Raw genomic sequence first — 14,821 nt, forward strand, 5'->3', positions numbered from 1 at the left:
CTGCGTGGGTCATTGCTCGGCTTGGAGGATGGACCGCCTACTATGGAAAGCCTGGTCCAAAGGTGATGCGCCTGGGCCTCGAAGCCTTCCGTCGCATCAAATACGGCACCACTTTGAGGCTCAAAAATGTGTGAATCGGATAGCCGGTCACCGGGGAGAGCACGAAGTAAGCCGTAAACCATCGCGCAGGGAAAGCCGGAATGCTTCGGTTGAACCTGTGGTCCTACCCCCGTGCTTTTTGTTGCACGGGACCCACGGGTGCAACCAGCACCCGGCTTTCCCTGCGCCCTCTGTTCAATGAGAGGGTGAAACGAGACGCAAAGCTCGGGCGCAACGCGCCGCGAGAATGCACGCTCATATCCTCACGTTGTTTGAAATTTGAATCAGAACTCGCGGCGATGCCGTAGGGTGGGCAAAGCGAAGCGTGCCCACCCTCACGAGCGGAGTGGTCATGGTGGGCACGGCGCTGATGCGCCTTTGCCCACCCTACGGCTCCGCAACCGCTTGCTCGCGCCACAACACCTCCCTGTGGTTATGGGTCCCGGCTTCCGCCGGGACCGACGGAGATATGCCAAGAAGAGCGGCTAATGAATGCGGGCGCTGCGATAGGGCCAGTGCGTGGCTTCGGCCAGTGGCGGCGCGCGCTCGGGCTTTTCGTCGGCGCCGGTGTCCCGCAGCGCCTCGACGAAATTGGCGAACCATTGCTGGATGGTGCCCGTGCAGATCTTCTCCATCATCGCTTCCCAGCGCAGCCGTCGCTCGGCGAGCGGCATGGAAAGCGCGGTGGCGATGGTGCGCGCCATGCCGTCGACGTCGTGCGGGTTGACGATGAGGGCGGCCTCGAGTTCGTTGGCGGCGCCGGCGAATTTCGACAGCACCAGCACGCCGGGATCGGCCGGGTTCTGGGCGGCGACATATTCCTTGGCGACGAGGTTCATGCCGTCTTGCAGCGGCGTCACCACGCCGACCTGCGCCGTGCGGTAGAGGCCGGCCAGCACCGCCTGGCTAAATCCCTTGTTGAGGTAGCGGATCGGCGTCCAGTCGACCTCGCCATGGATGCCGTTGACGTCGGTGACGAGCTTTGCCACCTCGCTCTGCAGATTGCCGTAGGCCTCGATGCCGCCGCGCGAAGGAGTCGCGATCTGCAACAGCGAGATCGTGCGCTTCAGCGAGGGATGCATCGTCCACATCCGGTCGAAGGCCTTGATGCGGTTGATCAGGCCCTTCGAATAGTCGAGCCGGTCGACGCCGATCGCCAGCCGCTCGCCGTTGAGACTGCGTCGCAAGCGCGAGACGTCGGGATGGGTCGTCGCCTTGGTCGCCTGCTGCGCGAATTTCTCCGGATCGATGCCGATCGGGAAGACGGCGGCGCGGCTGCGTCCATAGCGCGAGGTCACGCTGCCATCGCGCACCACGAGGCCGAGATCGGCTTCGACATAGCCGAGGAAATTCTCGCAATCCTCCTCGGTCTGGAAGCCGATAAGATCATAGGCAAGCATCGCCTCGATCAGCTCGCGATGATGCGGCACGCCCTCGATCACCGCGCGCGCCGGCCACGGCGTGTGCAGGAAGAAGCCGATCGGCTTGTCGATGCCGAGATCGCGCAGCTCCGCGCCGAGCGCGAGGAAATGGTAGTCCTGAATCCAGAACACCGAATCGTCCTTGCGGAAGCGCAGCAGAGCGCGCGCCATGAAGGCGTTCACCTCGCGATAGCTGGCATAATCCTCCTCCGAGGCGCGGATCAGGTCGGCGCGCGAATGCAGCGCCGGCCACAGCGCGGAGTTGGCAAAGCCTTCGTAGTAGCCGCCGTAATGCGCGGCCGGAAGATCGAGCATCGCCAGCGCACCGGCGCCGAGCGCTTCCACCTCCGCGAAAGGTTCCTTCTGGTTCCCATCGCGGACACGGCCGCTGGAGCCGACCCAGATCGCGCCCGACTTCTCGACAACAGGCAAAAGAGCGGCGGCGAGGCCGCCGGTCATGGGTTCATTGGGTTTTCCACGCGCTACGCGGTTCGACACGACAACGAGGTTCAAATGGTCCCCTCCCGTTGGGCATTCGCGTATTAACAACCATTCATCAATATGGTTCCTGGCCACGCTTTCTCCGAATTGAAACCAAATTCAGGCAGGCCGCATGGAACCGGGGCGTCAACTCACAAAAAGAAAATTTTTTGCGAGCAGGCGGCCGCCCACAGCAGGAACTGCGGTTATTCCGCGCCAATTTACGGTTGAGGTTTCGGCTAAGGCGCGGCGATTTCGCGCTCGTCGTCGAGCAGATGCGCAAGGAATTCGCGCACGTCGCTCGGCGCATCGAAATGACCGGCCACTCCCTTGGCACGACGGCCGACCGAGAAAGCGAGCCCTTCGAGCTCGGGCATGATGGCAAATACCGTCTCGTCCGTGACGTCATCGCCGATGAAGAACGGCTTGCGGCCCTTGAACGGCGGATGCTTCATCAATTCGCGCACGCCGGTGGCCTTGGTGAAGCCCGCGAGCTTGATTTCGCAGACCTGCTTGCCAGGCAGCACCTCGATCGGCGCATCGGGCAGATCGGCGCGGATCAGCGACACCGCCTCATAGATCGCCCTCTCGGCATGCGGCGCAAGGCGATAGTGCAACGCGAGCGAATAGCCCTTGTCCTCAAGCAGAATGCCCGGGCTCAATCTGGCGATGGCGGCCAGACGGCGCTTCAGCTCCTTGTCGAGCTGCAGCGCGGGGCCTGCATCTCCATCGCCCTGCGGATCGAGCCGCATCTCCGCGCCATGACCGCCGACCGCAGGGAAGACGTCGGGGGCGAAAATCAGGTCAAGATCGTTCACCGAACGGCCGCTGACCAGCGCCAGCGCGCCATTGGTGCGCTCGAGCAGGCGATGAAGCGTTTTCGCCAACCCGGGCGGCACCCAGACCTCGCGCGGCGTCGGCGCGAAGTCGAGCAAGGTGCCGTCGACGTCGAGCAGGACAGCGGTCTCGCTAAGATGCCCGACCAACGCGCTCGGCACCGGCACGGTTTCCGGCGATGCTTCGTCTTCCGGCGAAAAGTCTTCGTCCAGCGGCATGTCAGCCAGTTCCTCAGTCATGTCATTCTACTCCACAACAGCAAGCGGCCGCGCGACAGATTCGAGCGATTTTCGCTCGGCGGCGACGGCGTAGCGCCACGCGACCAAGGCCGCGACGATCATGAGCGCCGACCCCAGGAGGTAGCCGGCAAAGACGGAATTGCGCGATCCGGTATCGATCAGCGCGCCGAACAATGCAGGTCCGATCACGCCGCCGATCCCTGTGCCGATCGCGTAGAACAGCGCAATCGCGAGCGCCCGCACCTCGAGCGGGAACGTCTCGCTCACGGTGAGATAAGCGGCGCTCGCGGCGGGCGAGGCAAAGAAGAAGATCACCATCCAGGCGATCGTCTGTCCTTGCGCGCTCAACGCGCCGATCGAGAACAAATAGCCCGAGAGCGCCAGCAGCACGCCCGACACGCCGTAGGTCAGCGTGATCATGGTGCGGCGTCCCAGCGTATCGAACAGGCGACCGAGCACCAGCGGCCCCAGGAAGTTGCCGGCGGCGAACGGCAGGATGTACCAGCCGACATGGCTGGCGGGGATGCCGAAGAAGTCGGTCAGGATCAGCGCGAAGGTGAAGAAGATCGCGTTGTAGAAGAACGCCTGCGCGCTCATCAGCACGAGCCCGACCAGCGCGCGCTGGCGATAGGTAACAAGCAACGTATGCGCCACTTCACGCAGCGGCGTGTGGTCGCGCATCCGCAGCTTGATCTTCGGCAGTTCCTGCGAGTGCGCCTCGACATGGCCGGTCACGGAGCGCTCGATGTCGTCGACGATCCGATGCGCCTCGTCGGGACGGCCGTGGATCATCAGCCAGCGCGGGCTTTCCGGAATCCACATCCGCATCACGAACACGACGAGGCCAAGACAGGCGCCGGTGAAATAGGCAAGCCGCCAGCCGAGTTCGGGATTGATCACGGCGGGATCGAGCAGGACGATGGCGCTGACGGCGCCGATCGCGGCGCCAATCCAAAAGCTGCCGTTGATGACAAGATCGGTCCAGCCGCGATAGCGCGCCGGCACCAATTCCTGGATGGTCGAATTGATTGCGGTGTATTCGCCGCCGATGCCGGCACCGGTCAGGAAGCGAAACAGCGCATAGCTTGCGACATTCCACGACAGCGCGGTCGCGGCCGTGGCGCTGAGATAAACCGCGAGCGTGATGAAGAACAATTTCTTGCGGCCGATGCGGTCGGTGAGCCAGCCGAAGCCGATCGCACCCAACACGGCGCCGGCAAGATAGGCGCTGTTGGCGAACCCGACATCGAAGTTGGAGAATTGCAGCGTCGGACTCTCCTTCAGCGCCCCCGACAACGCGCCGGCGAGCGTGACCTCGAGCCCGTCGAGGATCCAGGTGATCCCGAGCGCGAGCACCACGCGGGTGTGAAAGCCGCTCCAATAGAGATTGTCGAGACGCACGGGGATGGAGGTCTCGATAATACGGTCATGATCCTGCGGCTGCGGCGCGTCGGCGTCACGGAGTGCAGAAGCAGTTGCAGGACTGGGCTGGATCGGCTGCAAATCCATCACGGAACCAACGAGAAATCACCCCGGAACGCAGCTTGCCCCAAGGTGCTCATCCCAAAAATTTGCGGCAAACAGATGCCCGCCGCCACGCACCACAACGTCCGCCAAGCCACCTGGTTCCCGCATCGCGGGATAGGAACCCGGACATAACCGCAGATGTTGCTACCTGAAAAACAGGAGCTCGCAATGGCACCACGTCGCAAAACCAGCGCACGAAAAATCACGGCACGAAAAGGTGCGACAAGGACAACCGCGGCGCGGCGCAAGACCGGTACGCGAAAGACCGGCACGCGCAAGACGTCACCGCGGCGCTGGTCGCAACGCGTGACGCAGCGGAGCGACGCACTCGATCTCGACCGCGGCGTGTTCAAGCAGACCAGCGCGAAGAAGATCGCCGCTTCACTGAAGCGCTCCGCCGAGCGAAGCAAGCGCCGCAAGGCCGGCGCCTACCGCTCGGCGCTATCGATGCTGACCTTCTACATCAACCGCGCCGGCAAGACGCTGCCGCACGCGCAGCGCACGCGATTAGAACGCGCGAAGGTAGAGCTGAAGCACCAGTTCGAGAGGGAGTGAACGTGTACCCCGTTGTCGTCCCCGCGAAGGCGCGCGAAGGCGGGGACCCATAACCACAGGAAGCTGTTATGACGCGAGCAAGCAGTTGCAGCGGAGCACACCACAAACGCCTGTGGTTATGGGTCCCGGGTCAAGCCCGGGACGGAGCTACGCCGCGCGGATGTTCGCCATGAAGCGGTCGAGCTCGTCGCGCAGGCGCGTGCTTTCGGACGATAGCGAGCGTGCCGAGTTCAGCACCTCCTCCGACGCGGAGCCGGTCTCGGTGGCGCCCCGGTTGACGAGGGTGACGCTGGTGGCGGCTTCCTGCGTGCCCTGCGCGACATTCTGCACGCTACGGGCGATCTCCTGGGTCGCCGTGCTCTGCTGCTCGACTGCGCCGGCGATGTTGGCGGCGATCTCCGAGATCTGGCCGATGGTGCCGCCGATCTCCTTGATGGCGGCAACCGACTCTTGCGTCGCCGACTGCATGCCCGCGATGTGACTGGAAATCTCCTCGGTCGCCCGCGCGGTCTGGCTGGCGAGCGATTTCACCTCGGAGGCGACCACCGCGAAGCCGCGGCCAGCATCGCCGGCGCGTGCGGCTTCGATCGTCGCGTTCAGCGCCAAGAGGTTGGTCTGTTCGGCGATCGCGGTGATCAGCTTGACCACGTCGCCGATCTGTTGCGCCGCGAGCGAGAGCTTGCCGATGCGGGCGTCGGTCTGCTCGGCCTGACGCACCGCAGCATCGGCGATCCGGCTGGACTCCTTCACGCGGCGTCCGATCTCGTCCACGGAAGCCGACAATTCTTCAGTAGCGGAAGCCACCGACTGCATGTTGCTGGACGCCTCCTCGGAGGCACCCGCTACCTGGCTTGAGAGGTTCTGCGTGGTCTCAGCGGTCCGCGTCAGCGTGCCCGCCGCGGTCTCGAGCTGCACCGCCGAGGCCGAGACATTGGCGACGATCGAGCCGACCGCCGTCTCGAATTCGTCGGCGAAGCGGATCAATTCGGTGCGGCGTGCCGCGGCGCTCGCCTTGTTCTGCGCCTCCTGGCTTGCGGCGTCGCGCTCGGCCTTGGCGATCGCCTGGAGCTTGAATTCCTCCACCGCGCCGGCCATCTCGCCGACTTCGTCCTTGCGGCCGAGCCCCGGCAGCACGACGTCGAAATTGCCGGCCGCAAGCTCGCGCATTGCGGCGCACATCGCTCGGATCGGGCGGGAAATGCCGGTTCCAAGCAGAAAGGCGAGAACCGCGCCGAGCACGAAGCCACCGGCGGCGAGCATCAGAATGAACCGCTCGGTCGCGCCGATCGCAGCGTCCGACTCGGTTTCCATGCGCTTCTGGTCGGCGAGCAGGTCCGACTTCATCACGCCGGAGCCCTGATTGATAGCGGCCGCGGATTCCGTCATTTCGATGGTCAACTCGTCGATCGATTTCGCGTTCTCCATCAGCTTCGAGAGCGCCTCCCGATACTCTTCGAGCATCTTCGTCAGCTCTTTGAGCGCGGCGACGACCTTCTCGTCGGTCGAAGAGATCGCCTTCAGCGAATTCTCGACGAATTTCAGCCGCGCCAGCCCGCTGGTTGCGGTGATCTTGTCGGAATTGACAACGAAGGTATTGGCAAGCGCGCTCGCCTGCTGGAATTGCGAAGCGACCTGCTTGGCGCCCATCTCGACGGCGGACAGGCCGGCTTCGGCCGCGTTGGAGGCGAGATCGTCGAGCTTGTAGCGGAGCGAATTACCGCCGCGGGCGAGCTGATTCTGCGCGAGCAGCCCGCTCTCTCCCTTGACCTTGAGGATCTCGGCAAAGATCTTGGTGAAGGCGCGGAACTCCCGCTCGAGCTTTGTCACCTGCTCGACCCGCGCGGGGTCGGTGGTACCTTTCATCGCCTGGAGGATGGCCTCTTTGAGGCTGGCCTCGGCCGCGAGCGCCGCCTTGCCGTCCTCCTCCTTGCCGGTCGCCACATAGTAGCGCGCCAGCGAACGGTAGGAGATCAGCTCGCGGTCGATATTGCGCGCCAGATCGGCCTCCCGGACGCTCGCACGGTAGGCGGCGACGCCTGCGGAGATACGTTCAAAACCGAGATAGGCAAAGCCCATGCTGGCTGCGGTAATCGCCAGCACCGCGGCAAAGCCCAGGATGATTTTCGCACGAAATCGAAGGGTCGGCATTCGCGACCCCACACGCCCCAGTAGTCCCACCCCAACCCCCGTCTTCATTCTGAAAACAAGTGGTGTCCGGGAATCGTCGCCCGGACCCGACGCGCAAAGTTAAGGCAGAATCGATAAGAGCTAGTAAATTCAGCAGACATTTCGGAGAGGTTGTGGAGTACCTCGCCGGGAGGCGCAGCTCCTCGTCCTCGCCGATGTCATGGCCGTGACAAAGATAGGCAAAATCCTAGTTGCCAAGTTCCTCGCCGCTGTTTCTAATTGGAATAATTAAAAGCATCCGGAGGAACGACGCGTGTCTACAGTCAAGCTGACGGTGAACGGCAAAGCGGTATCCGTCGACGTCGAGGACCGAACCCTCCTCGTCCATCTCCTGCGCGAAAACCTGAACCTGACTGGCACCCATGTCGGCTGCGATACCAGCCAGTGCGGCGCCTGTGTTGTCCATATTGACGGGCGGGCGGTGAAATCCTGCACCGTGCTGGCGGGCCAGGCGGCGGGTTCGAACGTCACCACCATCGAAGGCATCGCCAAGGGCGACGAATTGCACCCGATGCAGGCGGCGTTCCGCGACAATCACGGCCTGCAGTGCGGCTACTGCACGCCGGGCATGATCATGTCGGCGATCGATATCGTGCACCGCTATGGCGGCGAGCTCGACGAGACGACCGTCCGCCACGAGCTGGAAGGCAATATCTGCCGCTGCACCGGCTACCACAACATCGTCAAGGCGGTGCTGGACGCCGCCGGGCGCATGAAGGTCGCGCAAGCGGCGGAATAGCCGCCGCCCGCCACATCTCGTCAAACGCCGCCGGGCTTCGATGGAAGCGGCGGGACATCACATCTCCGGTCGGGAGGATTCACAATGGGCATCGAAGGCATTGGCGCAAGCGTCGTCCGCAAGGAAGACCGCCGTTTCATCACAGGCAAAGGCCGTTACGTCGACGACATCAAACTGGTGGGCATGACCTATGCCCAGTTCATCCGCAGCCCCCACGCGCATGCCAAGGTCAAGAGCATCGATTCGAGCGAGGCCCTGAAGAAGCCCGGCGTCATCGCCGTGCTCACGGGCCAGGAGCTCGTCGACGACAAGATCGGCAATCTCATTTGCGGCTGGGCCATCACGTCGAAGGACGGCTCGCCAATGAAGATGGGCGCGTGGCCGGCGATGGCGCCGGAGACCGTGCGCTTCGTCGGCCAGGCGGTCGCGGTCGTGATCGCCGAGACCAAGAACCAGGCGCGCGACGCCGCGGAAGCCGTGGAGGTCGATTATGAAGAGCTGCCGGCGGTTTCTGACATCAAGGCCGCGATCAAGCCAGGCGCGCCGCAGCTTCATCCGGAAGCCTCGGGCAATGTGGTCTATGACTGGCATCTCGGTGACGAGGCCGCGGTGAAGGACGCCTTCAGCAAGGCGGCGAATGTGGTGACGCTTGAGCTCACCAACAACCGTCTGGTGCCGAACGCGATGGAGCCACGATCGGCGATCGCGGACTATGACGCGGCTGAAGAGCATTTCACGCTCTATACGACCTCGCAGAACCCGCATGTCGCCCGTCTCGTGCTGTCGGCCTTCTACAATATCGCGCCCGAGCACAAGCTGCGCGTGATCGCGCCCGACGTCGGCGGCGGCTTCGGCTCCAAGATCTACATATACCCCGAAGAGATGGTGGCGCTGTGGGCCTCCAAGAAAGTCGGCCGCCCGGTGAAGTGGACCGGCGACCGCACGGAAGCTTTCCTCACCGATGCGCATGGCCGCGACCATGTCTCGAAGGCCGAACTGGCGTTCGACAAGGACAACAAGATCCTCGGCCTCCACGTGAAGACCCACGCCAATTTCGGCGCCTACATGTCGCTGTTCTCCTCGGCCGTGCCGACCTATCTCTATGCGACGCTGCTCTCGGGACAATACGTCATCCCGGCGATCTATGCGGAGGTGATCGGCGTCTATACCAACACCACGCCGGTCGATGCCTATCGCGGCGCGGGCCGTCCCGAGGCGAGCTACCTGATCGAGCGGATGATGGAGACCGCGGCGCGGCAGTTGAAGGTCGATCCGACCGAACTGCGGAAGAAGAACTTCATCACCCAGTTCCCGTACCAGACACCGGTAATCATGACCTATGACACCGGCGACTTCCATGCCTCGATCGACGCGGCGATGAAGGCAATCGACTATGCCGGCTTCCCGGCGCGCAAGGCGAAGGCGAAAGCGGACGGCAAGCTGCGCGGCATCGGCGTGTCCTGCTATATCGAAGCCTGCGGCATTGCGCCGTCAAAGGCGGTCGGCAGCCTCGGCGCCGGCGTCGGCCTCTGGGAATCGGCCGAGGTGCGCGTCAATCCGGTCGGCACGATCGAGATCCTCACCGGCTCGCACAGCCACGGCCAGGGCCACGAGACCACGTTCTGCCAGATCATCGCGGACCGCCTCGGCGTCCCCATCAGCCAGGTCTCGATCGTCCATGGCGATACCGACAAGGTGCAGTTCGGCATGGGCACTTACGGCTCGCGCTCGATCGCGGTCGGTGGCGCGGCCATCGTGAAGGCGATGGAAAAGGTCGAGGCCAAGGCCAAGAAGATCGCCGCGCACGCGCTGGAGGCTTCCGAGAACGACATCGTGATCGAGAATGGCGAGTTCAAGGTCACTGGCACCGACAAGTCGATCGCGCTGCCGATGGTCGCGCTCGCCGCCTATACCGCGCACAATCTGCCTGATGGCATGGAGCCGGGGTTGAAGGAGACGGCGTTCTACGATCCGACCAACTTCACCTTCCCGGCCGGCGCCTATATCTGCGAGCTCGAGGTCGATCCCACGACCGGCAAGACTTCATTCGTCAACTTCGTGGCGGCGGATGATTTCGGCCGGCTGATCAACCCGATGATCGTCGCGGGCCAGGTCCATGGCGGACTCGCGCAGGGAATCGGCCAGGCGCTGCTCGAAAGCGCGGTTTACGACAGCAACGGCCAGCCGGTCACGGCATCCTTCATGGACTACACCATGCCGCGCGCCGACGACCTGCCGTCCTTCCAGATCTCGCACACCACAACGCTGTGTCCGGGCAATCCGCTCGGCGTCAAGGGTTGTGGCGAGGCCGGCGCGATCGGCGCATCGGCCGCCGTGATCAACGCGATCACGGATGCGATCGGCAGCAACAAGCTCGAAATGCCGGCGACGCCCGATCGCGTCTGGCATGCCATTCACGGTTAACGAGGAGCGTGAGCCATGTACGAGACCATTTATCATCGCGCTTCATCGGTCGACGAAGCGGCTGCCCTGTTCGCCAAAGGTGAGGAGCCGAAATATCTCGCTGGCGGTCACACGCTGATCCCCGTGATGAAGCAGCGGCTGGCCTCGCCATCTGACGTCATCGACCTCGGCAAGATCAAGGAATTGATCGGCGTGGACGCGACGGCCGACGCGCTGACGATCAAGGCGGCGACGCCGCATTGTGACGTGGCGCAGAACAGCGCGGCGCAAAAGGCGATCCCGGCAATCGCCTATCTCGCCTCGCTGATCGGCGACCCCGCGGTGCGCCATCGCGGCACGATCGGCGGCTCGCTCGCCAACAACGATCCCGCCGCGGATTACCCGGCCGCAGTGCTGGCGCTCGGCGCGACCATCAAAACCAACAAGCGCACGATCGCAGCCGATGACTTCTTCCAGGGACTGTTCTCGACCGCCCTTGAAGACGGTGAGATCATCACGGCCGTGTCGTTCCCGATTCCGGCCAAGGCGGGCTACGCCAAATTCCCGCACCCCGCCTCGCGCTTTGCGCTAACCGGCGTGTTCGTCGCCAAGACCAAGGACGGTGACGTCCGCGTCGCCGCGACCGGCGCGTCGCAAAGCGGCGTCACGCGCGTCGGCCCGATCGAAGCGGCGCTGAAGGCGAACTGGTCGGCAGCCGCGCTCGACAGCGTGCAAATTCCGTCTGCCGGATTGCTCAGCGACATCCACGGCTCCGCCGACTACCGCGCCAACCTCATCAAGGTGATGGCGCAGCGCGCGGTGACGGCGGCGGGCTGATCCGGAGCATCCTACCTTCGCCTGTGGCAACGGCGCGCAGTGATGCGCGCCGTTCCACTTTAAATCAAGGTCTTCGGAAAAAGCGCTTGCAAGGCCGGGCATATCGCCCGACAATTTAGCTAATCGCCTAATTAAAACACGGATGGAAACGTGCTCGATAAACCCGCCCCTCAATCCGCTGTCCGGGCCTCCGGCCCGCTCGCCGGCACCCGCATCGTCGAATTCGCGGGCATCGGCCCCGGCCCATTCGCCTGCATGATGCTGGCAGATATGGGCGCGGAGGTCATCACCCTCGACCGCCTCGGCGCCGGCAAGAATCTCAAGGGCGTTTCCACGCGCGGGCGCAAGGTCGTCGAACTCGACCTCAAGGACAAGGCGGCGGTCGCGCAGGTGCTCGATCTCCTCGCCAATGCCGATGCGCTGATCGAGGGCTTTCGTCCCGGTGTGATGGAGCGGCTTGGCCTCGGTCCCGACGTCGTGCTTGCGCGTAACCCGAAGCTGGTCTACGGCCGCATGACCGGCTGGGGCCAGGAGGGCCCGCTCGCGAACGCCGCCGGTCACGACATCAACTACATCTCGATCACCGGCGCGCTGGCCGCGATCGGCACCAAAGAGAAGCCGGTGCCGCCGCTCAACCTCGTCGGCGATTTCGGCGGCGGCGCGCTCTATCTCGTGGTCGGCGTGCTAGCCGCGCTGTTGGAAGCATCGAAATCCGGCAAGGGCCAGGTGGTCGATACCGCGATGTGCGACGGCGCGGCGTCGCTGATGTCGATGTTCTTTGACCTGGCCGCAAGCGGCCGCTGGGTGGAGGGACGCGACCAGAATATGCTCGACGGCGGCGCGCATTTCTACGGCGTCTACGAATGCGCCTGCGGCCATTTCGTTTCGATCGGTTCGATCGAGCCGCAATTCTACGCCCTGTTGCGCAAGCACGCCGGCCTCACGGACGCCGAGTTCGACGCCCAGATGGACCGCAAGGCCTGGCCCGCGCTGAAAGACAAGCTCACCGAGATATTCAAGAGCAAGACGCGCGAGGAGTGGTGCAAGATCATGGAAGGCACCGACATCTGCTTCGCGCCGATCCTGACCATGGCGGAAGCCCCGAACCATCCGCACATGGCCGCGCGAAAGGTGTTCGTCGAACGCCATGGCGTCACGCAGCCGGCGCCCGCGCCGCGCTTCTCGCGGACACCGTCGGCGATCAGGGAGCCGGTGACAGCGGAGCTTGGCGATGTGCTGAGCGCGTGGAAGCGATAGCCGCCGCCTCTATCCGCTCGGCGTAGGGTGGGCAAAGCGCAGCCTGCCCGCCATCAAGAGCAGCGCAAGAAGAGGTGGGCACGCTGCGCTTTGCCCACCCTACGGCAGCCTTACGCTGCGTGGTCCACCTTCAGCACGCCGCGGCGGATCTGGTCTTCCTCGATCGATTCGAACAGGGCCTTGAAGTTGCCCTCGCCGAATCCGTCGTCGCCCTTGCGCTGGATGAATTCGAAGAAGATCGGTCCGATCGCATTGGCCGAGAATATCTGCAGCAGCACCTTGGTCTGGCCGCCATCGACCACGCCCTCGCCGTCGATCAGGATGCCGTTCTGCTGCAGCCGCGCGACATCCTCGCCATGCCCGGACAGGCGCTGGTCGATCTTCTCGAAATAGGTGTCAGGCGGTGACGGCATGAACGGCAGCCCGGCCGCGCGCAGCGTCTCGATGGTCTGGTGGATATCGCGCGCGCCGCAGGCGATGTGCTGGATGCCCTCGCCGCGATAGAGGTTGAGATATTCCTCGATCTGTCCGGAATCGCCGGCATCCTCGTTGATCGGAATCCGGATCTTGCCGTCCGGACTGGTCAGGGCGCGCGAGAACAGGCCCGAGGCGCGGCCCTCGATATCGAAGAAGCGGATCTGGCGGAAATTGAACAATCTGGCGTAGAAGCCGGTCCAGACATCCATGCGGCCGCGATGGACGTTATGGGTGAGGTGATCGATGTAATAGAGCCCCGAGCCCTCAGGCCGCGGGTTCTTCTCGCCGAGCCATTCGAACTCGAGATCATAGGCCGAGCCCTTCGCGCCATAGCGATCGACCAGATAGAGCAGGCTGCCGCCGATGCCCTTGATCGCGGGAACGTCGAGCGTCTTCTGCGCGGCATTGTCGGCCGGCTCCGCGCCGAGCGACAACGCGCGCTCATAGGCACGCCTGGCATCGACCACGCGGAACGCCATCGACGGCGCGCACGGCCCGTGCGCGGCGACGAAGTCATGGCCGTGGGTATCAGGCTCCTCATTGACGAGATAGTTGATGTCGCCCTGGCGATAGACCGTGATCTTCTTCCTCTTGTGGCGGGCGACCGGCACATAGCCCATCAGCTTGAACAGGCGGTGCAGCTCTTCCGGATGCGGATGGGCGTATTCGACGAACTCGAAACCATCCGTGCCCATCGGATTGTCGGCGCTGATTTCGGCCGGTGGCGCATCGTGCGGAAACGGACCCATTGGCGATTCTCCCTACTTTGGTTGACGGAATCTCCGCCGACCGGGCCGCAAGGTGCATGCAAAATGGCGCGCGATGGGCTAGTCTCATGCACAATTTGTGCATCGTAACGGCAAATGGCGCATGATCCAGTTGGACACCTTCGATCTCAAGATCCTTGCCGCATTGCAGGACGACGGCCGGCTGACCAATCAACAGCTCGCCGATCTCATTGGTCTGTCGGCCTCGCAATGCTCGCGGCGACGGATGCGACTGGAAGAGGAGAAAGTGATCTCGGGCTATCACGCCGACCTCGCCGGCGAGGCACTCGGCTTCGAGCTGATCGCCTTCATCCAGATCACGCTGGCGACGCACTCGCCTGACAACGCGAAGAAATTCCGGGAGCTGATCAACCGCGTCGACGCGATCCAGGAAGCCTATTCGCTGACCGGAGACGCCGACTATCTCTTGAAGGCCGTGCTGCGCGACCTCAAGAGCCTGTCCGACATCGTCAACAATGTGCTGATGCCGCACCAGAGCGTCGCCCATGTGCGCTCTTCGATCGTGCTGGACCGGCTGAAGGAGAGCGCGAAATTGCCGTTGAAGGCGTTAGGCAAGTAAGCATGGCGCAAATCGAGGGAATTCCGTCATTCGAATTGCGGGCCTAGTTTGCGATGATCCGTCCCGCTTCAGCCTGAGAAACGACCATGGCGCTGCAACTGCGACCGAACTGCGAATATTGCGACAAGGATCTGCCGCCGAACGCGACGGAGGCGATGATCTGCTCCTATGAATGCACTTTCTGCGCGGATTGCGTGGAGCACAGACTGTTCAACGTCTGCCCGAACTGCGGCGGCGGCTTCGCGCCGCGCCCGATAAGGCCGTCACGGGAATGGCGCCCGGGCGTGTGTGCAGTGAAGCAAACGCCGTCGGGGAAGCGGGTGCATCTGAAATACAGTCTGGAGGATGTTGCGGCGCATTCGGCACGACTGCGCCACATTCCGTCGGAACAGCGGTGAATCCTCTCCGTCATTGCG

General features: G+C 63.7%; 12 protein-coding genes. 7 read left to right on the forward strand and 5 right to left on the reverse strand.

Going from position 1 to position 14,821, the window contains the following annotated elements; all coding sequences use genetic code 11:
• Positions 1-584: 584 nt before the first annotated feature.
• From ACZIRK_RS06030 to ACZIRK_RS06040, 3 genes are all read right to left on the reverse strand, one after another.
• Entirely contained in the window at positions 585-2,033 is a 1,449-nt protein-coding gene (locus ACZIRK_RS06030; RefSeq protein ID WP_165435478.1) for a trehalose-6-phosphate synthase, read from the reverse strand.
• A 206-nt stretch (positions 2,034-2,239) separates the two neighbouring features.
• A complete protein-coding gene (otsB, locus tag ACZIRK_RS06035; RefSeq protein ID WP_208829282.1) occupies positions 2,240-3,076 on the reverse strand; it encodes a trehalose-phosphatase in 837 nt (278 codons plus the stop codon).
• Positions 3,077-3,082: 6 nt separating this feature from the next.
• Positions 3,083-4,585: an MFS transporter gene (locus tag ACZIRK_RS06040; protein ID WP_130228967.1), complete on the reverse strand. Its 1,503-nt coding sequence runs from the start codon at positions 4,583-4,585 to the stop codon at positions 3,083-3,085.
• Positions 4,586-4,771: 186 nt separating this feature from the next.
• Here ACZIRK_RS06040 and ACZIRK_RS06045 point away from each other — a divergent pair, with 186 nt between their 5' ends.
• Positions 4,772-5,158: a DUF3175 domain-containing protein gene (locus ACZIRK_RS06045; RefSeq protein WP_130228966.1), complete on the forward strand. Its 387-nt coding sequence runs from the start codon at positions 4,772-4,774 to the stop codon at positions 5,156-5,158.
• A 147-nt stretch (positions 5,159-5,305) separates the two neighbouring features.
• On the opposite strand, the gene ACZIRK_RS06050 is transcribed toward ACZIRK_RS06045, so the two are convergent.
• The gene (locus tag ACZIRK_RS06050; protein ID WP_130228965.1) at positions 5,306-7,354 is read right to left on the reverse strand and encodes a methyl-accepting chemotaxis protein; all 2,049 of its coding nucleotides are present in this window, start codon (positions 7,352-7,354) and stop codon (positions 5,306-5,308) included.
• Positions 7,355-7,598: 244 nt separating this feature from the next.
• Here ACZIRK_RS06050 and ACZIRK_RS06055 point away from each other — a divergent pair, with 244 nt between their 5' ends.
• The 4 genes from ACZIRK_RS06055 (at position 7,599) to ACZIRK_RS06070 (ending at position 12,581) form a co-directional block, all read left to right on the forward strand.
• Positions 7,599-8,084, forward strand: coding sequence for a (2Fe-2S)-binding protein (locus tag ACZIRK_RS06055; protein ID WP_028162342.1), 486 nt, complete (start codon positions 7,599-7,601; stop codon positions 8,082-8,084).
• 84 nt (positions 8,085-8,168) lie between these two features.
• Positions 8,169-10,508 (forward strand): xanthine dehydrogenase family protein molybdopterin-binding subunit, encoded by a 2,340-nt coding sequence (locus ACZIRK_RS06060; RefSeq protein WP_130228964.1) that lies wholly within the window; start codon positions 8,169-8,171, stop codon positions 10,506-10,508.
• A gap of 15 nt (positions 10,509-10,523) precedes the next feature.
• Positions 10,524-11,324, forward strand: a complete 801-nt coding sequence (locus ACZIRK_RS06065; protein ID WP_028162344.1) for an FAD binding domain-containing protein — start codon at positions 10,524-10,526, stop codon at positions 11,322-11,324.
• Between the two features lie 150 nt (positions 11,325-11,474).
• Positions 11,475-12,581, forward strand: a complete 1,107-nt coding sequence (locus ACZIRK_RS06070; RefSeq protein WP_130228963.1) for a CaiB/BaiF CoA transferase family protein — start codon at positions 11,475-11,477, stop codon at positions 12,579-12,581.
• Between the two features lie 110 nt (positions 12,582-12,691).
• Here ACZIRK_RS06070 and hppD read toward each other — a convergent pair whose 3' ends face one another.
• Positions 12,692-13,807 carry a 4-hydroxyphenylpyruvate dioxygenase gene (gene hppD / locus ACZIRK_RS06075; protein WP_130228962.1) on the reverse strand — a complete coding sequence of 372 codons (1,116 nt, stop codon included), beginning with the start codon at positions 13,805-13,807 and terminating at the stop codon, positions 12,692-12,694.
• 121 nt (positions 13,808-13,928) lie between these two features.
• Here hppD and ACZIRK_RS06080 point away from each other — a divergent pair, with 121 nt between their 5' ends.
• On the forward strand, positions 13,929-14,405 hold the full coding sequence (locus ACZIRK_RS06080) for an Lrp/AsnC family transcriptional regulator (RefSeq protein WP_165435477.1): 477 nt from the start codon (positions 13,929-13,931) through the stop codon (positions 14,403-14,405).
• Between the two features lie 86 nt (positions 14,406-14,491).
• The gene (locus tag ACZIRK_RS06085; RefSeq protein WP_130228960.1) at positions 14,492-14,803 is read left to right on the forward strand and encodes a DUF1272 domain-containing protein; all 312 of its coding nucleotides are present in this window, start codon (positions 14,492-14,494) and stop codon (positions 14,801-14,803) included.
• Positions 14,804-14,821: the final 18 nt, after the last annotated feature.

Source organism: Bradyrhizobium sp. Leo114 (assembly GCF_055229415.2).

Excerpts from the sequence above, each read along its gene's own strand:
- ACZIRK_RS06080 (WP_165435477.1), top strand. The coding sequence starts at position 13,929 with ATGATCCAGTTGGACACCTTCGATCTCAAGATCCTTGCCGCATTGCAG.
- ACZIRK_RS06060 (WP_130228964.1), top strand. The coding sequence starts at position 8,169 with ATGGGCATCGAAGGCATTGGCGCAAGCGTCGTCCGCAAGGAAGACCGC.
- ACZIRK_RS06085 (WP_130228960.1), top strand. The coding sequence starts at position 14,492 with ATGGCGCTGCAACTGCGACCGAACTGCGAATATTGCGACAAGGATCTG.
- ACZIRK_RS06045 (WP_130228966.1), top strand. The coding sequence starts at position 4,772 with ATGGCACCACGTCGCAAAACCAGCGCACGAAAAATCACGGCACGAAAA.
- ACZIRK_RS06040 (WP_130228967.1), bottom strand. The coding sequence starts at position 4,585 with ATGGATTTGCAGCCGATCCAGCCCAGTCCTGCAACTGCTTCTGCACTC.
- ACZIRK_RS06065 (WP_028162344.1), top strand. The coding sequence starts at position 10,524 with ATGTACGAGACCATTTATCATCGCGCTTCATCGGTCGACGAAGCGGCT.
- otsB (WP_208829282.1), bottom strand. The coding sequence starts at position 3,076 with ATGACTGAGGAACTGGCTGACATGCCGCTGGACGAAGACTTTTCGCCG.
- ACZIRK_RS06050 (WP_130228965.1), bottom strand. The coding sequence starts at position 7,354 with ATGAAGACGGGGGTTGGGGTGGGACTACTGGGGCGTGTGGGGTCGCGA.
- hppD (WP_130228962.1), bottom strand. The coding sequence starts at position 13,807 with ATGGGTCCGTTTCCGCACGATGCGCCACCGGCCGAAATCAGCGCCGAC.